Source organism: Neorhizobium alkalisoli (assembly GCF_007829835.1).
Lineage (GTDB): Bacteria > Pseudomonadota > Alphaproteobacteria > Rhizobiales > Rhizobiaceae > Neorhizobium.
Genome location: NZ_VIWP01000006.1, coordinates 235,360 through 258,293, shown reverse-complemented (window position 1 = coordinate 258,293; position 22,934 = coordinate 235,360). Strand labels below are relative to the sequence as shown.

At 60.8% G+C, this 22,934-nt stretch carries 21 protein-coding genes; 4 read left to right on the top strand and 17 right to left on the bottom strand.

Annotation, left to right across the window (positions count from 1 at the left end; genetic code table 11):
* Nucleotides 1-24: 24 nt before the first annotated feature.
* Both FHW37_RS22885 and FHW37_RS22880 read left to right on the top strand, forming a co-directional pair.
* The gene (locus FHW37_RS22885) at nt 25-1,107 is read left to right on the top strand and encodes a TraB/GumN family protein (RefSeq protein WP_145640572.1); all 1,083 of its coding nucleotides are present in this window, start codon (nt 25-27) and stop codon (nt 1,105-1,107) included.
* A 171-nt stretch (nt 1,108-1,278) separates the two neighbouring features.
* Nucleotides 1,279-2,286, top strand: coding sequence for a TraB/GumN family protein (locus FHW37_RS22880; RefSeq protein WP_186458363.1), 1,008 nt, complete (start codon nt 1,279-1,281; stop codon nt 2,284-2,286).
* 54 nt (nt 2,287-2,340) lie between these two features.
* Here the strand turns inward: FHW37_RS22880 and FHW37_RS22875 are convergent, their stop codons facing one another.
* Nucleotides 2,341-2,976: an EF-hand domain-containing protein gene (locus FHW37_RS22875; protein WP_186458362.1), complete on the bottom strand. Its 636-nt coding sequence runs from the start codon at nt 2,974-2,976 to the stop codon at nt 2,341-2,343.
* Nucleotides 2,977-3,475: 499 nt separating this feature from the next.
* On the opposite strand from FHW37_RS22875, the gene FHW37_RS34530 reads away from it, so the two are divergent.
* Complete coding sequence (locus FHW37_RS34530) at nt 3,476-4,288, top strand: calcium-binding protein (RefSeq protein WP_145640568.1); 813 nt, start codon at nt 3,476-3,478, stop codon at nt 4,286-4,288.
* Nucleotides 4,289-4,370: 82 nt separating this feature from the next.
* Here the strand turns inward: FHW37_RS34530 and FHW37_RS22865 are convergent, their stop codons facing one another.
* The 15 genes from FHW37_RS22865 to sdhC form a co-directional block, all read right to left on the bottom strand.
* On the bottom strand, nt 4,371-4,637 hold the full coding sequence (locus FHW37_RS22865) for a ribbon-helix-helix domain-containing protein (RefSeq protein WP_145640567.1): 267 nt from the start codon (nt 4,635-4,637) through the stop codon (nt 4,371-4,373).
* 67 nt (nt 4,638-4,704) lie between these two features.
* Complete coding sequence (gene lpdA, locus FHW37_RS22860) at nt 4,705-6,111, bottom strand: dihydrolipoyl dehydrogenase (protein WP_145640565.1); 1,407 nt, start codon at nt 6,109-6,111, stop codon at nt 4,705-4,707.
* A gap of 23 nt (nt 6,112-6,134) precedes the next feature.
* Nucleotides 6,135-7,301, bottom strand: coding sequence for a DUF4241 domain-containing protein (locus FHW37_RS22855; RefSeq protein ID WP_145640563.1), 1,167 nt, complete (start codon nt 7,299-7,301; stop codon nt 6,135-6,137).
* A complete protein-coding gene (locus FHW37_RS22850) occupies nt 7,298-7,711 on the bottom strand; it encodes an MAPEG family protein (protein WP_145640562.1) in 414 nt (137 codons plus the stop codon). The genes FHW37_RS22855 and FHW37_RS22850 overlap by 4 nt, the downstream gene beginning before the upstream one ends.
* Nucleotides 7,712-7,741: 30 nt before the next feature.
* A complete protein-coding gene (odhB, locus tag FHW37_RS22845; protein ID WP_145640560.1) occupies nt 7,742-8,968 on the bottom strand; it encodes a 2-oxoglutarate dehydrogenase complex dihydrolipoyllysine-residue succinyltransferase in 1,227 nt (408 codons plus the stop codon).
* Nucleotides 8,969-9,025: 57 nt separating this feature from the next.
* Entirely contained in the window at nt 9,026-12,025 is a 3,000-nt protein-coding gene (locus FHW37_RS22840) for a 2-oxoglutarate dehydrogenase E1 component (RefSeq protein WP_145640558.1), read from the bottom strand.
* 252 nt (nt 12,026-12,277) lie between these two features.
* Complete coding sequence (gene sucD / locus FHW37_RS22835; RefSeq protein ID WP_145640557.1) at nt 12,278-13,180, bottom strand: succinate--CoA ligase subunit alpha; 903 nt, start codon at nt 13,178-13,180, stop codon at nt 12,278-12,280.
* A gap of 16 nt (nt 13,181-13,196) precedes the next feature.
* A complete protein-coding gene (gene sucC / locus FHW37_RS22830; RefSeq protein ID WP_145640555.1) occupies nt 13,197-14,390 on the bottom strand; it encodes an ADP-forming succinate--CoA ligase subunit beta in 1,194 nt (397 codons plus the stop codon).
* Between the two features lie 34 nt (nt 14,391-14,424).
* Nucleotides 14,425-15,387, bottom strand: coding sequence for a malate dehydrogenase (mdh, locus tag FHW37_RS22825; RefSeq protein ID WP_145640553.1), 963 nt, complete (start codon nt 15,385-15,387; stop codon nt 14,425-14,427).
* Between the two features lie 174 nt (nt 15,388-15,561).
* Entirely contained in the window at nt 15,562-16,725 is a 1,164-nt protein-coding gene (gene zapE, locus FHW37_RS22820) for a cell division protein ZapE (protein ID WP_145640552.1), read from the bottom strand.
* Nucleotides 16,726-16,749: 24 nt separating this feature from the next.
* Nucleotides 16,750-17,286, bottom strand: coding sequence for a protease inhibitor Inh/omp19 family protein (locus FHW37_RS22815; RefSeq protein ID WP_145640802.1), 537 nt, complete (start codon nt 17,284-17,286; stop codon nt 16,750-16,752).
* Between the two features lie 209 nt (nt 17,287-17,495).
* Complete coding sequence (locus FHW37_RS22810; RefSeq protein ID WP_145640550.1) at nt 17,496-18,275, bottom strand: succinate dehydrogenase iron-sulfur subunit; 780 nt, start codon at nt 18,273-18,275, stop codon at nt 17,496-17,498.
* A 17-nt stretch (nt 18,276-18,292) separates the two neighbouring features.
* Nucleotides 18,293-20,146, bottom strand: a complete 1,854-nt coding sequence (gene sdhA, locus FHW37_RS22805) for a succinate dehydrogenase flavoprotein subunit (protein ID WP_145640549.1) — start codon at nt 20,144-20,146, stop codon at nt 18,293-18,295.
* 4 nt (nt 20,147-20,150) lie between these two features.
* Nucleotides 20,151-20,531, bottom strand: a complete 381-nt coding sequence (gene sdhD, locus FHW37_RS22800; protein WP_145640547.1) for a succinate dehydrogenase, hydrophobic membrane anchor protein — start codon at nt 20,529-20,531, stop codon at nt 20,151-20,153.
* A gap of 12 nt (nt 20,532-20,543) precedes the next feature.
* Nucleotides 20,544-20,936, bottom strand: coding sequence for a succinate dehydrogenase, cytochrome b556 subunit (sdhC, locus tag FHW37_RS22795; protein ID WP_145640546.1), 393 nt, complete (start codon nt 20,934-20,936; stop codon nt 20,544-20,546).
* A gap of 307 nt (nt 20,937-21,243) precedes the next feature.
* Here sdhC and FHW37_RS22790 point away from each other — a divergent pair, with 307 nt between their 5' ends.
* Nucleotides 21,244-21,789: a hypothetical protein gene (locus FHW37_RS22790; RefSeq protein WP_145640544.1), complete on the top strand. Its 546-nt coding sequence runs from the start codon at nt 21,244-21,246 to the stop codon at nt 21,787-21,789.
* Nucleotides 21,790-22,287: 498 nt separating this feature from the next.
* Here the strand turns inward: FHW37_RS22790 and FHW37_RS22785 are convergent, their stop codons facing one another.
* A complete protein-coding gene (locus FHW37_RS22785) occupies nt 22,288-22,932 on the bottom strand; it encodes a class I SAM-dependent methyltransferase (RefSeq protein ID WP_145640543.1) in 645 nt (214 codons plus the stop codon).
* Nucleotides 22,933-22,934: the final 2 nt, after the last annotated feature.

The following is a 22,934-nucleotide window of genomic DNA, read 5'->3' as shown; positions in this document are numbered from 1 at the left end:
GCCGCGACATGCATGGATTGATCGATGACTGCAGCTTTTACCGCTTCTGCGGGCATGTTTTTTAAACGTGCGCAAACACTGACACTCTGGCTCGCCGCCGCCGCCCCGGCAGCGCTGCTCGCGACTCTGTTCCTCGTTCTTTTCCATCTCACCGCCGCGCGCGCCGAAGAGGCTGCAGCCTGCGGCGGCCATAACCTCGTCGAAGAGATGAAGGCCAATGATCCGGCCGGTTATCAGAAACTGCTTGCCGAAGGCGCAAAGGTCCCGAACGGCAAGGGCATTTTCTGGAAGATCGAAAAGCCGGGCGTGCCGACCTCCTATCTGCTCGGCACCATGCATGTCAGCGATCCGCGCGTCCTGAAAATGCCGGATGGCGCCGATGCGGCCCGCCTTCAAGCCAACACGATCGTCGTCGAATCCGACGAAGTGCTCGACGACAAGAAGGCCATGGCCGGCATGCTGGCAAAGCCGGAACTGACCATGTTCACCGATGGCACGTCGATCGAGACCCTTCTGTCGAAGCCGGATCTGGATCTGCTGCAGGCCGGTCTGATGAAACGCGGTATTCCGCTTGCCGCAGTATCGCGGATGAAACCGTGGATGCTGATGGCCTTCGTTTCCATCCCCGCCTGCGAGACGGCCCGCAAGGCGCAGAATGCGGCCTTCCTGGACAAGCAGCTGGCCCTGGATGCCGCTGCACAAGGCAAGGCCGTCAAGGGCCTGGAAACCTTTGCCGAACAGCTCTCGACGCTCGCAGCCATCCCGATCGATCAGCACATGCAATCGCTGATCGAAACGATCAAGCTCGGGCCGAAACTCGACGACGTCTTCGAGACGATGACCGACCTCTATCTCTCCGGCGATATGGGCCTCACCGTGCCCTTCCTGAAAACCGCAGCGCCGGAAGGCGAAGATGAGGCGGCGGGTTACGGCGATTTCGAGGAGCTCGTCGTCCGCCGGCGCAATCACACCATGGCGGAACGCGCAGCACCCATCCTCGACAAGGGCGGCGCCTTCATTGCCGTCGGCGCTCTCCATCTGTCGGGTGACGAAGGACTGGTGGAGCTCTTCCGCAAGCAGGGCTTTACCGTGACCAAGGCCGACTAGGACGGGAACATCAAAGCCGGCCGAGGGCTTGCCTCGGCCGCAAATCTCGTCAATCTTCGGCCAGCGAATTTGAGATCGAAGCCATTTTTGACGGTTCCCATGTTCACTCGCCTCACGCCGCCTTTCAGCCGCAGATTTTCATTCCGACATCAGGCTAGCCGAACGCCGCTGGTGCTTGCCTTCCTCGCTCTCTTCGCCGCGCTATCAATGCCGGCCTCGGCGGCGGAAACCACGGAGCCGACCTGTCAGGGCACGGATCTTCTTGCCGCGATAAGAAAGAGCGATCCCAAGGCCTATGCGCAGATCATAGCCGAAGGCAAAAAGATCCCGAATGCGAAGGGCCTGTTCTGGAAGATCGAGAAACGCGGCCAGAAACCGTCCTGGCTGTTCGGCACGATGCATGTGTCCGATCCGCGTGTGCTGAAGATCTCGCCGGCAACCAGGCGGGCGTTTCTCGGTGCAAAGGTTCTGGTGCTGGAATCCGACCAGCTTCTGGATCTCGGCAAGGCCCGGCTGCTCGCCTTCACCAAACCCGACATGATGATGATGCCGGCCGGCAAGCGCATCGAGGATTTCCTGACGGAAGACCAGAAGCAGCTCGTCAACTCGACATTGACGGCCAAGGGCGCGCCTCTCTCAGCGGTCAACTATCTAAGGCCCTGGCTGGTCGCCAATATTGCCGGCGCATCCTGCAAATCATCCCCTGAAGCGGCAGCCAGGAAGGGCGTGGCCGTCCTCGACCAGCAGCTGGCGCTGGAAGCCGTCAAACGCAAGCTGCCGATCAAGGGTCTCGAAACGGTCGAGGAGCAATACGGGGCGATCAACAGCATGTCGCTGGAAGCCCAGATCAAGGGCCTGCTCGAAGCCATCACATCCGCAAAACAGCTGCGGGATATCGACGAGACAACGGTCGAACTTTACAAGGCCGGTGACCTGAGGCCGCTTTCACCGCTTCTGCGGCGCTTCTCGCGCGATGACAAGGCTATGCCCGCCGACGCCTATGCCGAATTCGAGAGCGTCGTGATCATCAAGCGAAACCACACAATGGCCGAAAGGGCCGCCGCCTATCTCGCCGAAGGCAATGCCTTCATCGCGGTCGGCGCCCTGCATCTGCAGGGTGAGGAAGGACTGGTGGAGCTCTTCCGCAATCAGGGTTTCAAGGTCACACGGGTGAACTGAAACCTGCAAAGGAGGCCCGCCCGATGCGCGAGGGCGAGCCATCCGGTTCTGATGTCAGAGCGATGCGACAGAGACGCTCGTTTCCGAATCCGAAAACGCGTCGAGATACTGCTTCGCGAACGACTGGATCTGTTCCAGCAGGTCGTTGAGGCTGGTCGGCAGGTCCTCGCTCGCAGTCTCCGTTGCAGCCGGGTCAGCGCCGCCAGGCGGCGGAGGCGGCGGGCCGTTGCGCATCGCCTGGAACTCGGTCTCGTCAATGCTGCCATTGCCGTCTGCATCGAGCTGCGAGAACAGGTTGGCAGACATGTCGTCCGTGACGTCATCCGGCTTGGAGGCGGCGAACTCGGAGGCGCTGACAACGCCGTCACCATCCGTATCCAGATCGGAAATCGTCGGCGGTGCCGGCCGGTCGCCATCCGATCCCGCATCCTGTGAACCGTCCGACGGCGCGCCGCCGCTCATCTGCAGAAGCAGGGACATGATCATCGAGGACAGTTTGGCGGCCGGATCGGTGCCGGCATCCGTATCGTCGCTTGTCGAAAGCAGCGAGGACGATGTCGATGCGGACGAGGAAGCGGCCGTATTGGCCGCGGCAAGTTCGTCGGCGGATACGACGCCGTCGCCATTCTTGTCGAGGCTGAGCCTGTAGGTGCTCGCGGACGAGCTTGTGAGAGAAGATATACTGGTCAATTTGGCCTCCTGAGGACCGTCTTGCCACATAGGAAAATCTGGGAACCGCCGGGCAAAGACGTCATGGCCCATGCCGCATAAACGATGCGGCAATGCTTCATGCAGGAGACGGATAATGAGGAACGACTTACGCAGGCTGTCGCGACTGGGGACTGTGCGGCGAGCGCGCCCTGAACACGCCGGGCGTTGAGCGAATCAGTACTGCTATTTGTGTTTCCGCGCAAAACTGGCGATTAAGCGGGAAAAACTCGGGGTTGACGCCATTCGAATCAACGCCTTGTTAACCTTTGGCGCCACCTTGCGACAAAAGAGGTATTCGGCCACCTTGCCCTTCGCGCGCAGGTGGTTCGCACGGATGAACACAAGGAATGGCCGAACGAATCGTTTTCGGCGTGGATCGCTTGCTGATGTTTTGGCAGAAGCTTACAAATGCTCCGGACATGGCGCGGTTTCGTGAAAAATCAGCGCCTGGGGCATCCGACAACAGGGACGGACATGCATGGCAGCCAACAGCATTGTCATTACCGGATTGCTGAAAGCCTTTCCTGAAGACCTGCCGGTCGGCACGCCGCTGGCGATAATTTCTCTCGAAAATCCTGTCGATGGCAACGTCACCTATACCGTGACCTCGCAGGTGACCGATGTGAACGGGAACTGGAAGCCTGACGACAGTTTTGCGATCAAGGGCAACCTTGTCGTCACCACCAAGCCGCTCGATTACGAGACCACGATTGCGATCGACCGTTATCTCGTCCTGCGGGTCGACGCGACGGTGAACGGCGAGACGATCATCGGAGAACCGCTCCTGCTCGAAACATTGGATGTCGTCGAAACTTTCAGGGGCACGGCGAAATTCGACCAGCTTCTCGGCACGCTCGGCATGGACAGGCTTTTTGCCGGTGCTGGAAACGATATGCTGCTCGGTTACGACGGCAACGACATCCTGCACGGCGGCATGGGCCAGGACATCCTGACCGGTGGAAGCGGTGCCGATATCTTCCTCTTCAAGTCGATCAAGGAAAGCACGGTAAAGGCTCCCGACGTCATCACAGACTGGCACCATGTCATCGGTGACCCCGTTCGCGACCTGATCGACCTGCGCACGATCGACGCCAACACCAAGACCGGCGGCAACCAGTCCTTCGACTGGATCGCCACAAAATCCTTTACCGGCCATGCCGGAGAGTTGAGATACGAAAAGCTGAAATCCGAGACCTTTGTCTATGCCGATGTGAACGGCGACAGAAAGGCCGACTTCGCCATCCATTTCGATGATGCGGTAAAACTCTACAAGGCGGATTTCCTGCTTTAGGACATCCTATCATTTGCGATGAAACGATAGATTGCTTCGAGGTCGGCATCCGCCAGGGAATGAAACCATACCTCTCTCGCCATCAACCGTCCCGCTTGCTTGCGGCGTGGAGCTGTTCAAGCCGCTCGAACACTGCATCCGCCGGAATGGCGGGGCTATCGTCGTCGAGGGCTTCCCGAACTTTTGCATCGATGCTCTGGCCCATGAGAGCTTCTTCTCGATCCAGAGCCCGAAGTGCAGCCTGCATGACATCGCTGGTGGAGTCATAAAGACCCGTATCGACGCGAGCCTTTATCTCGTCGATCATCTGCGGCGGCAAAGCGATGCTGATTTTCTCGTTCACGGCCATCCACCCAAAAAGCAAAAAGCGGCAGAGTTGAACTCTACCGCTTTTCCAGATTGAGCAAAAGGCCGGATCACATATGGATCGGCTTGGCGAAGGTCGCGAGCGCGGCTTCCTTGACGGCTTCCGACATGGTCGGGTGCGCGTGGCAGGTGCGGCCGAGGTCTTCGGAAGAACCGCCGAACTCCATCAGGACGGCAATCTCGTGGATCATCTCGCCGGCGCCGAAGCCGACGATATGGCCGCCGAGAACCTTGTCCGTTTCCTTGTCGGCAAGGATCTTGACGAAGCCTTCGGTGACGAGCATGGCGCGGGCGCGACCATTGGCCGTGAACGGGAACTTGCCGACCTTGTAGGCGATGCCTGCGGCCTTCAGTTCCTCTTCCGTCTTGCCGACAGAGGCGACTTCCGGCTGGGTGTAGACGACGCCCGGAATGACGTCATAGTTCACATGACCATGCTGGCCGGCGAGGATTTCGGCAAGTGCAACGCCTTCGTCTTCTGCCTTGTGGGCCAGCATCGGGCCCTTCACCACGTCGCCGATCGCATAGATGCCGGCGACATTGGTCTTGAAGTGGCCGTCGATTTCGACGCGGCCGCGATTGTCGAGAGCAACGCCCGCACCTTCCAGGCCGAGGCCTTCGGTATAAGGCTTGCGGCCGGTCGAGATCAGAACGACGTCGGCTTCGACCGTCACGGCATCGCCGCCCTTGACCGGCTCATAGGTGACCTTGGCGCCGGTTGCCGTCTTTTCGACGCCGGTGACCTTGGCATCGGTGCGGATATCCATGCCCTGCTTGGCCATCATCCGCTGGAACTGCTTGGAGACGTCGCCATCCATGGCGCCGAGCAGCTTGTCGAGATATTCGATGACGGTGACCTTGGCGCCGAGGCGCGACCAGACCGAACCGAGCTCCATGCCGATGACGCCACCGCCGACGACGACGAGGTTCTGCGGAACCTTGTCGAGCGCGATCGCGCCGGTCGAGGAAACAATGACCTTCTCGTCGATCGCGACATTGAGGCCCGGAATGCCGGCAACGTCGGAGCCGGTGGCGATGACGATGTTCTTCGTTTCCAGTTCCTGCACCTTGCCGTCTTCGGCGGTGACGGAAACCTTGCCGGCCGAAACGATCTTGCCGGTGCCGATGAAGCCGTCGATCTTGTTCTTCTTGAACAGGAAGGAAACGCCGTCGGTATTCGACTTAACGGTCGCGTCCTTGTGGGCCATCATCTTTTCGAGGTTGAGCTTCGGAGCCGAAACCTCGACGCCGAGCTGGTCGACGCCATGGGCGACATGGGCGAACATTTCGGACGCGTGCAGCAGCGCCTTGGACGGGATGCAGCCGATATTCAGGCAGGTACCGCCATAGGTGGCGCGCTTTTCGACGACGGCGACCTTGAGGCCGAGCTGTGCAGCCTTGATCGCGCAGACATAACCGCCGGGGCCGGAACCAATCACAACAACATCATATGCCATAGCTTCATCCTACTTTCGGGTGTTCATTTCGGTTGATCGGAGCCGCCGGGACGCTGTTTCAGCTCCGCGATGACGGCCATAAGTTGAGAGGAGCGAGGCTTGGCGTCGGTCTTGCCCTCGGCCTTCGCTTTTGCGGCATGGTCATTCATCGCCTGAGCGAATGCCGAATAGGTGTCGTTCAAGATCTCGTCATACGGGCTGAGCCTGTCATCGGCACCGGCCTTCAGCATCGCCGCAAGCGCGACCGGCCGGTCGAGCCGGATCGCTTCCAGCATGAAAGAGCCGCCGCTTTCCAGAACGTAATCCTTCGGTGCGATCCGCTTGTCGGATATATAATGCGCGAAAGCCGTTTCGTCGCCGGACTTGAGCGCCTGATAGGCCGATTTGTTGTCGTCCTGCTGCTGCGGCGTCAGCGCCGCCAGAACGGCATCCTTTTCCTTCTCGAAATCGCTGCGCCCGTCACCGTCCTCGATGACATAAAAATCGATAAAGGCAAGAGCCGGCTTGCCGCTCTCGTCGAGACCGAACAGGACCGGATAAAATCCGTCGCCCCAGCCCGCCTGGGTAATGGCGGCGGCCCCATCGCTGTCGTCCAAGGGCCGGTGAAATACATGCTCGTTACCCGCCGTGCCGGGCATTTCAGCCGACAGGACAGTGTCGTAATAGGAACCGTAACGGCTGCCGAGTTTTTCCTGTTCGGCCGCATCACGTTTTGCCTGGGCCGCAGCGAAACCCGAATTTGCAAAAGCCGCGACACCCGCATCGACCGGGATGCCGAAAAATTCGTCCTTCTTCAGCGTGCCGACATCCTGGCCCTCGATCAGCGCGAGCTCGAAGCTTTTCACCTCGGCGCCGGAGAAGCGGATGACGAGAAGGGCCGGCCTGTCATATTCACTGGCACCGCGGATGAGGGAAACCGGATAGGTCCCGGTTGGCACCGGGCGCGTGAACGGCTTCCTGTCGGGCTGCACGAGCGGATCCATCGCAACAAGCCTGCCATCGGCAAGCGGCAACTGCCCGATCGGGATCTCGACCAGGCGGCGGGATTCGAGCGACCGCGACCGATCGGTAAACACGACCAGATTGGGTGAGATCTTCGCCAGATCCAGTGCATGGGTCGGCCCACCGCCGACGAGCAAGGCCAGTGCCGCCAGCGGCGCGGCAAGATATGTCTTGCGCAGAGCAATCACAGCAAAAGCCCGATCATCATCAGAACCAGCCCGAGCACGCTCAACACCCAGACGAGCGAACGGATATAGGCGATGCCGGCAAGGTAGAGCGGGATATAGACGATCCGGGCAACCAGCCAGAGCCAGCTGCCGACAATGCCGAATCCGCTCGTATCCCCCATGAAGGCGAGGCCGAGCAGGAGGCCGATAAAGGCCGGATAGGTTTCCTGGAAGTTTTTCGAGGCACGGGCGGCACGACCCGCCCGGGCATTTGTCGGCTGCCTGTCGCCATCCCGCGGACCGGCATTCCATTCGGAGCCGAGTTCACGGGTGGCCAGCATGCCTTGCAGGAGAATATGGAAGAGCAGCAGAGCGACGCTCAAGCAAAGCAACACCACGACATGCGATGCGTTTGCCGAAGCCAGTTCCATACTGCCCTCCCTTGCGATTGCTCGCGTCGATTAGAGATCGAGAACCAGACGTTCCGGATCTTCGAGGCTTTCCTTGACGCGCACCAGGAAGGTAACGGCTTCCTTGCCGTCGACGATACGGTGGTCGTAGGACAGCGCCAGATACATCATCGGACGGATGACGACCTGACCGCCGATCGCGACCGGACGCTCCTGGATCTTGTGCATGCCGAGAATACCCGACTGCGGAGCGTTCAGGATCGGCGAGGACATCAGCGAACCGTAGACGCCACCATTGGTGATGGTGAACGTGCCGCCCTGCATGTCGGCCATCGACAGCGAACCGTCACGGGCAGCCTTGGCGAGACGGCCGAGTTCCTTTTCGACGCCGGCGATCGAACGCTCGTCCGCATCGCGGATGACCGGAACGACCAGGCCCTTGTCGGTGCCGACAGCCATGCCGACGTGGCAGTAGTTCTTGTAGATGATGTCGGTGCCGTCGATCTCGGCGTTAACGGCCGGCAGTTCCTTCAGGGCGTGCGTGACGGCCTTGGTGAAGAAGCCCATGAAGCCGAGCTTGACGCCATGCTTCTTCTCGAACACGTCCTTGTAGCGGTTACGCAGGTCCATCACGGCCGACATGTCCACCTCGTTATAGGTGGTGAGCATGGCGGCGGTGTTCTGGGCGTCCTTGAGGCGCTTGGCGATCGTCTGACGCAGGCGCGTCATCTTCACGCGTTCTTCGCGCGGTGCGTCTTCAGCAGACGAGACCGGGCGCGGAGCAGCGACAGCAACGGGTGCCGCCGGAGCGGACGTGCCCTTGGCGACGGCTGCGAGAACGTCGCCCTTCAGGACCTGGCCACGCTTGCCGGAGCCGTCAATGTCTGCAGTCGAGATATTGTTGTCGGCAGCAACCTTGGCGGCAGCCGGAGCCGGCGGCATCGAGGAGGCGGCCGCAGCGGCGGCGGCCGGTGCCGGGGCAGCAGCCGGTGCGGCTTCAGCAGGCTTGGCGGCAGGAGCGGCAGTCGCAGCGCCGGCAGCGCCTTCGGCGATCTGGCCGAGCAGCGCGCCGAGACCGACGGTCTCGCCGTTCTGAGCGACGATCTCGGTCAGGACGCCCGAAGCCGGTGCGGGAACTTCGACGGTCACCTTGTCGGTTTCCAGTTCAACCAGCGGCTCGTCGGCCTTGATCGTGTCGCCGACCTTCTTGAACCAGGTGCCGACGGTTGCCTCGCTGACGGATTCGCCGAGAGTGGGGACGCGGATTTCGGTGGCCATGATCTGTTTCCGTGTTTGTCAGATTTGTTTCGAACGGGTGAAAGGGGCGGCTGAAAATCAGCCGCCGAGCGCGTCTTCGAGGAAGGCTTCGAGCTGAGCCAGATGCTTCGACATCAGGCCGGTCGCCGGAGATGCGGCAGCCGGGCGGCCCGTGTAACGGACGCGCTGATACTTGGCATCGATATGGGCCAGCACCCATTCCAGATAGGGGTCGATGAACGACCAGGAGCCCATGTTCTTCGGCTCTTCCTGGCACCAGACCATCTCGGCATTGCGGAACCGCGACAGTTCGTTGATCAGCGCCTTGGCCGGGAACGGATAGAGCTGTTCGATGCGCAGCAGGTAGATGTCGTCGATGCCGCGCTTTTCGCGCTCTTCGAGCAGATCGTAATAGACCTTGCCGGTGCACATCACGACGCGGCGGATCTTGGCATCCTTCTGGAGCTTGATCGGACCGTCCTTGATGACTTCGGCATCGTCCCACAGCAGGCGGTGGAACGAGCTTTCGCCCGCCAGTTCCGCCAGCGAAGACGTGGCGCGCTTGTGACGCAGCAGCGACTTCGGCGTCATCAGGATCAGCGGCTTGCGGAAGTCGCGCTTCACCTGGCGGCGCAGGATGTGGAAGTAGTTGGCCGGCGTCGTGACGTTGGCAACCTGCATGTTGTCTTCGGCGCACATCTGCAGCCAGCGCTCGAGGCGGGCCGAAGAGTGTTCCGGACCCTGGCCTTCATAACCATGCGGCAGGAGGCAGACGAGACCGGACATGCGCAGCCACTTGCGTTCGCCCGACGAGATGAACTGGTCGAACACGACCTGCGCACCGTTGGCGAAGTCGCCGAACTGGGCTTCCCAAAGGGTCAGCGCATTCGGACGGGCAAGCGAATAACCGTATTCGAAACCGAGGACGGCCTCTTCGGAAAGCATCGAGTTGATGACTTCGTACTTGCCCTGGCCCGGCTGCAGGTTGGAGAGCGGGATATAACGCTCTTCGGTGTCCTGATCGTAGAGGACCGAGTGACGCTGCGAGAAGGTGCCGCGTTCGCAATCCTGGCCCGAGAGACGGATCTTCGTGCCTTCGACGGCAAGCGAACCGAAAGCCAGCGCTTCACCCATTGCCCAGTCGAGGCCTTCGCCGGTCTCGATCATCTGCGCGCGGTTTTCCATGAAGCGGCGGATCGTGCGGTGGGCGTTGAAACCTTCCGGCACGGTCGACAGCTTGCGGCCGATCTCGCGCAGTTCCTTCATCGGCATCGCGGTCTTGCCACGGCGCTGTTCGTCGGCATTATCGGCCGAACGCAGACCCGACCACTGACCGTCCAGCCAGTCGGCCTTGTTCGGCTTGTAGCTCTGGCCGGCTTCGAATTCGGTTTCCAGATGAGCGCGCCAGTCGGCCTTCATCTTGTCGAATTCGCCTTCGGTGATGTGGCCTTCGGCAATCAGGCGCGAGGCATAGATCTCGGCGACCGGCTTGTGGCCACGAATGACCTTGTACATCTTCGGCTGCGTGAACGCGGGCTCGTCGCCTTCGTTATGGCCGAAGCGGCGGTAGCAGAACATGTCGACCACGACCGGCTTGTGGAACTTCATCCGGTATTCGATGGCGACCTTGGCGGCATAGGTAACCGCTTCCGGATCGTCGCCGTTGACGTGGAAGATCGGTGCTTCGATCATCTTGGCGACGTCGGACGGATAGGGCGACGAACGCGAGAAGGCCGGATTGGTGGTGAAGCCGATCTGGTTGTTGATGATGAAGTGGAGCGTGCCGGCAACGCGGTGGCCGCGCAGACCCGACAGGCCGAGGATTTCGGCAGTCACGCCCTGGCCCGCGAAGGCAGCATCGCCGTGCAGCAGCAGCGGCAGAACCTTGGCGCGTTCCGAAAGCGGGATGATGTTGTCCTTGTCCCAGCTCTTGGTCAGCATGTCCTGCTTGGCGCGCGCCTTGCCCATGACGACCGGGTTGACGATTTCCAGGTGCGACGGGTTGGCGGTCAGCGACAGGTGAACCTTGTTGCCGTCGAACTCGCGGTCCGACGAGGCGCCGAGGTGGTACTTCACGTCGCCCGAACCTTCGACTTCGTCAGGCTTGAACGAACCGCCCTTGAACTCGTGGAACACGGCGCGGTGCGGCTTGTGCATGACGTTGGTCAGGACGTTCAGGCGGCCGCGATGGGCCATGCCGAGAACGATTTCCTGCAGGCCTTCCTGGCCGCCACGCTTGATGATCTGTTCGAGGGCCGGGATCAGCGATTCACCGCCGTCGAGGCCGAAACGCTTGGTGCCCTTGAAGCGAACATCGAGGAACTGCTCGTAGCCTTCGGCTTCGACCAGCTTCGAGAGGATCGCCTTCTTGCCTTCCGGCGTGAATTCGGGAGCCTTGTCGGCGCCTTCGATCCGTTCCTGGATCCAGGCCTTTTCTTCCGGGTTCGAGATGTGCATGAACTCGACGCCCATGGTCGAGCAATAGGTGCGCTCGAGGATGTCGATCATCTCGCGGACGGTCGCGTATTCGAGGCCGAGCACGTTGTCGATGAAGATCTTGCGGTCGTAATCGCTCTCTTCGAAGCCGTAGGACTTCGGCGACAGCTCGTTATAGTCCTCGACGGCGCTGGCAATGCCGAGCGGATCGAGCTTGGCATGCAGGTGGCCGCGCATGCGGTAGGCGCGGATCATCATGATGGCGCGCACGCTGTCGCGCGTCGCCTGCAGAACGTCCACGTCGCTGGCCGGCGTGCCGGTTGCAGCAGCAACGGCTTCAGCCTTGGCCTTGACCTTGGTCTCGATGGCCTTTTCGACCACCGGCCAGTTGCCGTCCAGCGCCGATACGAGATCGCCGGATGCGGAAAGCGGCCAGTTCTTCTTTTTCCAGGAGGCGCCCTGCGCCGCCTTCTTCACATCGTCCGGATTGTCGGCGAGCGCCTTGAAAAAGGCCTGCCACTCGGGCGAGAGCGATGCCGGATCGCTTTCGTACCGGGCATAAAGCTGCTCGATATAGGCGGCGTTGGCGCCGTCCAGGAAGGAAGTGATGAGAAACTGCTCGTTGGCTTCTTGCCGTGCCATGGTCTCTTGCGGGCGCCGCGCCCGCCTCCTGACGTAGTCGGAACCCGGACACTTTGCCCGGACCGCATTTTCTGTGTCTTGTCGTCTTCGGTCTGTCTTGTCACTTGGAGGCCTGCCGAAGCGGCCTGCACCCGCCAACAACGCGGTTGGGGCGCTACACGAAACAGGCAAGTCATGACGCGACCTGCCTGTCCGAAACTTGTGAGATCAATCGCCGCCTATCTATCGGCGGCGAGTGACCATTATGTGGCGTCAGCCCTTGAGGACTTCAACCAGCGTCTTGCCGAGGCGTGCCGGGGAAGGCGAAACCTTGATGCCGGCCGCTTCCATGGCCGAGATCTTGGATTCTGCGTCGCCCTTGCCGCCGGAAACGACTGCACCGGCATGGCCCATGGTGCGGCCCTTCGGAGCGGTACGGCCGGCGATGAAGCCCGCCATCGGCTTCTTGCGGCCCTTCTTGGCTTCGTCGATCAGGAACTGGGCTGCATCTTCTTCAGCCGAGCCGCCGATTTCGCCGATCATGATGATCGAGGTCGTGGCTTCGTCAGCCAGGAACATCTCGAGCACGTCGATGAACTCGGTACCCTTGACCGGGTCGCCGCCGATGCCGACAGCCGTCGTCTGGCCGAGGCCTTCGTTGGAGGTCTGGAACACGGCTTCGTAGGTCAGCGTGCCCGAACGGGAAACGATACCGACCGAACCCTTGCGGAAGATAGAGCCCGGCATGATGCCGATCTTGCATTCTTCCGGGGTCAGGATGCCCGGGCAATTCGGGCCGAGCAGGCGGGACTTGGACTTGTCGAGGCGAGCCTTGACGCGGACCATGTCCATGACCGGAATGCCTTCGGTGATGCAGGTGATGAACGGGATCTCGGCGTCGATCGCCTCGATGATCGCATCAGCTGCACCTGCCGGCGGAACGTAGATGACCGAAGCATCTGCACCGGTGCGTTCCTTGGCTTCAGCGACCGAAGCGAAGATCGGCAGGGTTTCGCCCTTCGAGCCGGTCCAGGTTTCGCCACCCTTCTTCGGGTGGATACCGCCGACCATCTGCGTGCCGTAATAGGCAAGCGCCTGTTCGGTGTGGAAGGTGCCGGTCTTGCCGGTCAGGCCCTGAACGAGGACCTTGGTATTCTTGTTGACGAGAATAGACATGTCTCAGGTCCTCAAATTAGGCGTTGATCGCCGCAACGATCTTCTTGGCGGCGTCGTCGAGATCGTCAGCTGCCGTGATCGCGAGACCAGATTCGTTGAGGATCTTCTTGCCGAGATCGACATTCGTGCCTTCGAGGCGAACGACGAGCGGAACCTTGAGGCCGACTTCCTTGACGGCGGCGATAACGCCTTCCGCGATGACGTCGCACTTCATGATGCCACCGAAGATGTTGACGAGGATGCCCTCGACCTTCGGGTCAGCGGTGATGATCTTGAAGGCAGCAGCGACCTTCTCCTTGCCGGCGCCACCGCCGACGTCGCAGAAGTTTGCCGGCTCCTTGCCGTACAGCTTGATGATGTCCATCGTCGCCATGGCGAGACCGGCACCATTGACCATGCAGCCGATATTGCCGTCGAGGGCAACGTAGGCGAGGTCCCACTTGGAGGCTTCGATTTCCTTGGCGTCTTCTTCGGTCTCGTCGCGCAGCGCCTTGACGTCGTCATGGCGGAACAGGGCGTTGCCGTCGAAGGACATCTTGGCGTCGAGAACGCGCAGATGGCCATTCTTCATGACGATCAGCGGATTGACTTCGAGGAGAGCCATGTCCTTTTCGCCGAAGGCCTTGTAGAGCGCCGGGAAGAGCGACTTTGCGTCTTCGGCAGCAGCACCCGACAGTTCGAGAGCCTTGGAGATCTTGGCAACGTCGTCAGCCGTGACGCCGGCAATCGGGTCGATGGCGATCGTGTGGATCTTCTCAGGCGTGTCGTGGGCAACGGCTTCGATGTCCATGCCGCCTTCGGTCGAAACGACGAAGGCAACCTGACCAACCGAACGGTCGACCAGGATCGAGCAATACAGTTCGCGCTCGATGTCGGCGCCGTCTTCGATGTAGAGACGGTTGACCTGCTTGCCGGCATCGCCCGTCTGGGCGGTTACCAGCGTATTGCCGAGCATTTCCTTGGCGTGAGCGACGACCTCTTCGATCGACTTCGCCAGGCGAACGCCGCCCTTTGCGTCCGGGCCGAGTTCCTTGAACTTGCCCTTGCCGCGACCGCCAGCATGGATCTGGCTCTTGACGACGTAGAGCGGGCCCGGCAGCGACTTTGCGGCCGCTTCGGCTTCTTCTACCTTCAAGATGGCCACACCTTCGGCGACCGGCGCACCATAGCCCTTCAGAAGAGCCTTGGCCTGATATTCGTGAATGTTCATGGGATTACCCTGTTCTGATTATTTCAGAGACAAATTACTTGAGAGCAGGCGCGATGTTGACGCAGGCTTCGCAGAGACCGGCAACAGCGCCGACGGACTTCTGGAAGGCTGCTTCTTCGTCCTTGTTGAATTCGACTTCGATGATGCGCTCGACGCCACCGGCACCGATGATCGTCGGAACGCCGACATACATGTCCTTGACGCCGTACTGACCCGAGAGATGGGCAGCGGCCGGCAGGACGCGCTTCTTGTCCTTGAGGTAGGATTCAGCCATTTCGATTGCCGAGGCAGCCGGAGCGTAATAGGCCGAACCGGTCTTCAGGAGACCGACGATCTCGGCGCCGCCGTCACGGGTGCGCTGGATGATTTCTTCGAGGCGTTCCTTGGTGACCCAGCCCATCTTGACGAGGTCGGTGAGCGGAACGCCGCCGACAGTCGAGTAACGGGCGAGCGGCACCATCGTGTCGCCATGGCCGCCGAGAACGAAGGCGGTGACGTCCTGGACGGAAACGTTGAATTCTTCCGAGAGGAAGAGACGGAAGCGAGCCGAGTCAAGCACGCCGGCCATGCCGACGACCATGTTCTTCGGCAGGCCGGAGAACTTCTGCAGAGCCCAGACCATCGCGTCGAGCGGGTTGGTGATGCAGATCACGAAAGCGTTCGGGGCATACTTCTTGATGCCGGCGCCGACCTGTTCCATGACCTTGAGGTTGATGCCGAGAAGGTCGTCGCGGCTCATGCCCGGCTTGCGGGCGACACCAGCGGTGACGATGCAGACATCGGCGCCTTCGATCGCAGCGTAATCGCTTGCACCGGAGAGCTTGGCATTGAAGCCTTCGACCGGGCCGGACTGGGCGATATCGAGGCCCTTGCCCTGCGGAATGCCATCGGCGATGTCGAACAGGACGACGTCGCCCAGTTCCTTCAGGCTGGCGAGATGCGCCAGCGTGCCACCGATCATGCCAGAACCAATAAGTGCGATCTTCTTGCGCGCCATTGAAAAGCTTCCTTTTGAGATCTTACCTGCGGCAAGTCATCGCAGGCTCGCCGTGCGACCGCACCGATAGACCCATCCGAAAAAAATGGCAACCGATTATTTTGTGACGATATTTTTCAATCGGTTAGATATTTATTTTCTTACGTAAACGTAAGAAAATGTGTCATCAAAATGTTAATTGGAGGCGCGCTTGGTCTGGTGCAGCTCGAGATAGTCCGGGCTGCGCATCTCGAAAAGACGCGAAACGGTGCGGTCGAACTCGAAACCTTCTGTCCCCTTCTTTTCGGTCAGGAGATCCTCGGGCGGCGTCGCGGCCGAGATGTAGAGGCGCACTGCATGGTCGTAGAGCGCATCGACCAGATTGATGAAGCGCTTCGTCTCGTTGCGCTTTTCGGGCCCAAGCCGCGGCACGTGATCAACGAAGACGGCATCGAACCGATCCGCGATCGCCAGATAGTCGGACGCGCCGAGTGGCTTTTCGCAGAGATCGCTGAAAGAGAAACGCGCCGTCCGTCCCGCCGCAGCCGGCACATGGATGGCGCGGCCTTTCATCGGAATATCGAGCGGCTGCGCCTTCTCGCCTTCCGTCACATGGTGCCAGGCACTTTCCATCGCAGCATCGGCGCGCGCATCGAGCGGCGTCAGGTAGACCGGCAGGCTTGCCAGTTTCTGCATGCGGTAATCGGTCGGCGAATCCAGCGTCACGACATCGACATGCTTGTTCAAAAGCGCGATGAACGGCGTGAACAGACCGCGATTGAGCCCGTCGCGGTAAAGATCGTCTGGCGCCACGTTCGACGTCGCGACCAGAATGCAGCCGAGCGAAAACAGCTCGGTGAACAGCCGCGCCAAAATCATCGCATCGGTAATGTCGGTGACGGAAAACTCGTCGAAGCACAGCAGCTCGGCTTCCGCAAACAGGGCTTTTGCCACCGGCGGCACGGGATCGGTCTCGCGCGTCTCGCCGCGCTTCAGCTTCTGCCGCTGTTCGTGGATGCGGTTGTGCACATCGGCCATGAACTCATGAAAATGCGCCCGTCGCTTTTTCTGCGAGGGCGCTTTCTTGAAGAACATGTCCATCAGCATGGTCTTGCCGCGACCGACGCTGCCATGCACGTAAAGCCCGCGGATCTCGCGCGGCTTGCCGCCGCCCTTGGCGAAAAGCCAGCCGAGAGCGCTGGTCTTCTTGGCCGGCTTCGTTTCGCGCAGGCATGTCAGGACATGATCAAGCTTGGCGGCAACGCGCATCTGCTCGGCATCGGGCGTCAGCGTCCCGGAGGCGGCAAGCGCCTTCAGCTCTTCACTGACACTCGATGTATATTCGGGAATGGGCTCCACAAGGATACCCTCAAAGGAATGGGATTAGCGGCTGAGGCTGACCGGCTGGCCGGAATTGGTCGTGCCGTCGAAACGATTGTCGGCGCTCTTGTAGACACGGCCGATCACGTCGCCGGCGCGGTTCTTGAACTGAACCATCTTGCCGTTGACTTCCCACGAACCCATGGTCGTCAGTTCGCCGGCGCAGCCGCGGGTACCACCGCGCGAGCCGGAGCCGAGATTGGTGAGCGTCAGGAACATGTCGCAGGAGGCACCGGCATTGGAAACACGCCAGTTGCCGACCATCTGTTCCTTCTTGATATCGAGCGCGCTGGCCGGAGCTGCAGCATTCGGATCGACCGCGGCCATCTGCTGATTGCCGGCAGGGGCAGTCGGGAACTGCGAAGGATCGGCGCCACCGGGCGGCGGCAGCTGTCCACCTTCCACGCCGCCAACCGGCTGGGCCTGGAGCGGTGCGGGCTGTGCAGGCAGATCGGCATAGGAGTTATTGTAGGACGTCCGCTGGCAGCCGGCGAGCGCCACTGCGAGTACAAGACCCGTCGCTACATATCTGAACTGCATCATCTAGCTCCTGCTTTCAGTCCGATCCACCAAGACTGTTCACGAATTGAGACGGAATTACCGTAAAGCGACTTGGTTAATCAAGTGATAGCGGCAGAATATGGCGTCCCTTTGAAACCCGCCAAGCCCGCTTTTGCCGGAAATAGGGCAGATCCGGCATAGAGCGGATCCCCGAAAGCTCCGGGGATCCGATAAGAAAGCCGATCCGCTTAGACGCGGCGCTCGACCATCATCTTCTTGATTTCGGCGATTGCCTTGGCCGGGTTCAGACCCTTCGGGCAGGTCTGGGCGCAGTTCATGATCGTGTGGCAGCGATAAAGCCGGAAGGGATCCTCGAGATTGTCGAGGCGTTCGCCCTTGGCTTCGTCGCGGCTGTCGATCAGCCAGCGATAGGCCTGCAGGAGGACCGCCGGACCGAGATAACGGTCGCCGTTCCACCAGTAGCTCGGACAGGAAGTCGAGCAGCAGGCGCAGAGAATGCACTCATAGAGGCCGTCGAGCTTGAGGCGATCCTCATGGCTCTGCTTCCACTCCTTCGCCGGGGTCGGCGAAACCGTCTTCAGCCAAGGCTCGATCGAGCGGTGCTGGGCGTAGAAGTTGGTCAGGTCCGGAACGAGGTCCTTCACCACCGGCATATGCGGCAACGGATAGACCTTAACGGTGCCCTTCACCTCGTCCATGCCCTTGGTGCAGGCGAGCGTGTTGGTGCCGTCGATGTTCATGGCGCAGGAGCCGCAAATGCCTTCACGGCAGGAGCGGCGCAGCGTCAGCGTCGGATCGATCTTGTTCTTGATGTAGAGCAGACCGTCGAGCACCATCGGGCCGCAATCGTCGACATCGATATAGAACGTATCAATGCTCGGATTCTTGCCGTCATCCGGGCTCCAGCGATAGATGCGGAATTCCCGGACGTTCTTGGCGCCGGCCGGCTTTGGCCAGACCTTGCCTTCGGTCATCTGAGAGTTCTTGGGGAGAGCGAGTTCAACCATGGTCCAGTTCCCTCAGATCAGTACACACGCGCCTTCGGCTCGATCTTGTAAGGATCGATGCCTTCGGCAATCAGGTCGGTATGCACCGGGCGGTAGTCGAGCTTGACGTCGCCGGCCTCGTTCACCCAGGCAAGCGTGTGCTTGCGCCAGTTGACGTCGTCGCGGCCGGCAAAGGGGCCGTCCGTATAGTCTTCGCGGGCATGTGACCCACGGCTTTCCTTGCGGGCTTCCGCGCCGTAGACGGTGGTGATCGCATTGGCCATCAGGTTATGCAGTTCCAGCGTCTCGACGAGATCCGAATTCCAGATCATCGAATGGTCGGTGACCTTGACGTCCGGAAGTTCCTTCCAGATGGCCGACAGGCGCTTGCAGCCGGATTCGAGCGATTCCTGCGTACGGAACACCGCCGCATCGTCCTGCATGGCGCGCTGCATCTTGTCGCGCAGCACGGCGGTCGGCGTCGCGCCCTTTGCGAAACGCAGACCGTCGAAACGGTCCATGATCTTGTCACAGGCAGCCGTGTTGAGCGCCGGGATCGGGCTTTCGCGGTCGATAACCTGGCCGGCGCGGATCGCGGCAGCACGGCCGAACACGACAAGGTCGATCAGCGAGTTGGAGCCGAGGCGGTTTGCCCCATGCACCGAGGCGCAACCGGCTTCGCCGACGGCCATCAGGCCCGGCAGGATGCGTTCCGGGTTGTTCGAGTCGGCATTCAGCACCTCGCCCCAGAAATTGGTCGGGATGCCGCCCATGTTGTAGTGAACGGTCGGCAGGACCGGGATCGGTTCGCGGGTCACATCGACGCCGGCAAAGATCTTTGCCGATTCCGAAATGCCGGGAAGACGTTCGTGCAGCACGGCCGGATCGAGATGGTCGAGATGCAGGAAGATGTGGTCCTTGTTCTTGCCGACGCCGCGACCCTCGCGGATTTCCAGCGTCATGCAGCGCGAGACGACGTCACGCGAGGCAAGGTCCTTGGCCGAAGGGGCATACCGTTCCATGAAGCGTTCGCCCTCGGAATTCACGAGGTAACCGCCTTCGCCGCGTGCGCCTTCGGTGATCAGACAGCCCGAACCATAGATGCCGGTCGGATGGAACTGAACGAATTCCATGTCCTGAAGCGGCATGCCGGCACGTGCGACCATGCCGCCACCGTCGCCAGTGCAGGTATGGGCCGAGGTTGCCGAGAAATAGGCGCGACCGTAACCGCCGGTCGCCAGAACCACCATCTTGGCGGCAAAGCGATGGATCGTGCCGTCATCGAGGTTCCAGGCAACGACGCCGGTGCAGCGGCCGTCATCCGACATGATCAGGTCGAGCGCGAAATATTCGATGAAGAATTCCGCGTTGTTCTTCAGCGACTGGCCATAGAGCGTGTGCAGGATGGCGTGACCGGTACGGTCGGCTGCGGCGCAGGTGCGCTGTACCGGCGGGCCGGCGCCAAAATTCTGCATGTGGCCGCCGAACGGACGCTGGTAGATTTTGCCTTCCTCGTTACGCGAGAACGGCACACCGTAGTGTTCCAGCTCATAGACGGCCTTCGGCGCTTCCATGACCATGTACTGCATGGCGTCGACATCGCCGAGCCAGTCGGAACCCTTGACGGTGTCATAGAGGTGCCACTGCCAGCTGTCCGGCGTCATGTTCTGCAGCGAGGCGGCGATGCCGCCCTGAGCCGCGACCGTATGCGAGCGAGTCGGGAAAACCTTGGTGATGCAGGCGGTCTTGAAACCCTGTTCGGCCATGCCGAGCGTGGCGCGCAGGCCAGCGCCGCCGGCGCCGACGACGATCACGTCGTAGGAATGGTCGACATAGGTATAGGCCTTGCCGTTCTGGGAAGCCCCTTGGGCGATAGGAGTGACGGATGCCATGGGATTATCCTACGAATGCGATCTTCAGAACGGCGAACAGACAGAGCCCGGCGATCAGAATCGAGAAGAATGTGTTGAGCATCACGAGCAGGATCTTCGGGATTTCGCCGTGGACGTAATCCTCGATGATGACCTGCATGCCGAGCTTCATGTGAATGATGCCGGAGATGACGACGAGGCCCATGACGACGGCGACGAAGGGGTTGGACAGAGCCTCGACCACTTCCGCGAACGGCTTGCCGGCATAGATCAGCATGAAGATGATGAAGAATATCATCAGCGGCACGTTGGCGACGGCGGTCACGCGCTGGCGCCAGAAATGTTCGGTGCCGTCCTTGGCGGAGCCCAGTCCGCGGACCTTACCGAGCGGGGTACGCATATCCATGGAAGCGGTTCCTCAGCGGATGATGAAGCCGATCACCCAGACCAGCACGGTCAGACAGAGCGATGCGACGATATTGGCGATGGCAAGCTTGGTGGAGAACTGCTTCTCGAAACCATGGCCGAGATCCCACATGAAGTGGCGGAAACCGCCGAGCATGTGGTGGATCAGTGCCCAGGTATAGCCCAGGAGCACGAGCTTGCCGATAATGCTGCCCAGCGCCCAGTTGGCCCAGTCGTAATAGGCAGGGCCGCTGGCTGCGGCAATAAGCCACCATGCCACGAGGATCGTACCGAAGTACAAAGCACCACCGGTGATACGGTGGACGATCGACATGACCATTGTGGGGATTGGTTTGTAGATTTGCAGGTGCGGCGACAAAGGCCGGTTACTTGTCACATTCGCCATCAGAACCTCGCGGCGGTCGTACGTATAATGGGCGGGTGCCCGGCAATGCACGATGCCGAGAAAATGTGCATTGCATCATTGGCGTGGTTTAATCTTCGAATTCCCCGACGACAAGAACAATTCCAAGGGTTTTGGAATTTAATCGATTGTGTCTTTCTGAAGGCTCTCGCACCCGGCCGGCCTGATGCCACCCTTGAGCGAAGCCCAAGGCACGTTAACCATAAATTACAAAGAATTCGTCGCCCTGGCGCCCAACCGGCACCATTTCGTGTTAACCACTGGTTAACCACGTTTGCCGGAGTTCGCCATGATCGCGAATCGCATGAAATCTGTCCTCGTCGCTGCGGCTATTTTCGCCGCGTTCACCGTCACCGCGGAAGCCGGCGATGGCTTTCGCCATGGTGGCCGCGGCCATAATGGCGGCCATTCGAACGGTCCTCACCGCGTCATCAGCAGCGATTTTCGCGGTGCAACATTGAGTGGCAATCACCATCGCAGCCGTTTCGTCGAAAACCGCCGTTTCGACCGGCAGGGCGATGGCCATTACGGCCGCAATGGCAGCGTCACGCGCACCGTCCGTTCCGAACAGCCTTCCGGCTTCAACGGCAACAGCCGGTCTTTCTTCCGCCAGCGCGACACCTATGTCGGCGCGCTGCAGGCCTATTCGATCCCCGGAAACGGTACCTATTTCGTCCGCGACGACGATTACTGGCCTGCACCGCAGCGCCGCGCCAATCCGATTGCGCCGAGAGCCAAGATCATCGACGTCGAACAGGCGATGGGCGGAAATGCCGTTGCCTCGGCCACCGCCTGCTCCTTCGAGGCCGGCGTCTGCGTCATCCGCGGCAACTGAGAATTTTGCGCGCATAACGGGCAAGCGGGCGGCGCAAACGGTACGTGGCGCCCGCTGAAAAAAATTTGACGCGCGTTTTCCCCCTCCCCCAAACCTGTGCCTATAATGGCCGTGTCTCCGTCGCCGGAGTGTTTCGCGAGACGTTCGCGGGCAGGCGGAGGCCGGCGCTTTCATTGGATCCGTAACGTGCGGAGAAGGTGAAAGAGGTGAAGACCAGAGCGAAGGGAGACCTGAAGCTCCGTAAAGCCTCCCCCTGGCAGCCATGCCGGGTTCGGTTGAGCCGTCCAAGTGGCAGGGTTTCCCGAAAGGAGACCGCGAACAAAGCCATGCAGCGAGGCAAGGTTTTTATCTGTAGGGGCCGGAAGCCCCGAAAAGACGCCGAAGGCCACGCACATGCGGAGCCACAGAATTACATACTAGAGAGGTTCCGCATGTGCGTGCGCTTCTCCGGAATGGCTTTTTGACATCCACGGCAGGAGACTGCGCGGGGCGATTCTCCTATATGAACCGCCAGACCGTCGTCTTCTTGACTTCACTATCCTCCAGCGCCCGCGTCACCGGCACCTGATAGACAGCAAGCTCGGTCAGCCGATCCTTCGGCAGATAGCTGCGCCCCGGATCGCCGACGAGAACCGACACGCCCTCCCTCGCAAGCCGCGAGAACCAGGGGATCAGCGCCGCCGCGAAATCGCGATCGTAAAACACGTCTCCCGCAAGGAGCACATCCGCCTCGATCGCCGTCCCGACCAGATCTTGTCGCGTGAAGCCAATCGCGACACCGTTTTCGGCGGCGTTCAGCGCCACCGCCGTCTCCGTCCAGGGATCGATATCCACGGCCAGCACATCCGCAGCCCCGGCAAGCTTTGCGGCAATCGCCACCAGACCGGAGCCGCTGGCGAAATCCAGCACCCGTTTGCCGGCAACCGTTTCCGGATGATCGAGAATATAACGGGCAAGTCCCTGACCGCCCGCCCAGGCGAAGGCCCAGAAGGGTGGCGGCAGGCCGATCTCCTCAAGATCCTCTTCGGTCTTCTTCCAGAGCTCATGCGCCTCGCTGGCAAGGTGCAGGCGCACCTCCGGCACATGCGGCGGCGCCATCAGATCCGTATTGTCGAGGATGAAGGTCCGCGGATCGGTCTTCAAAT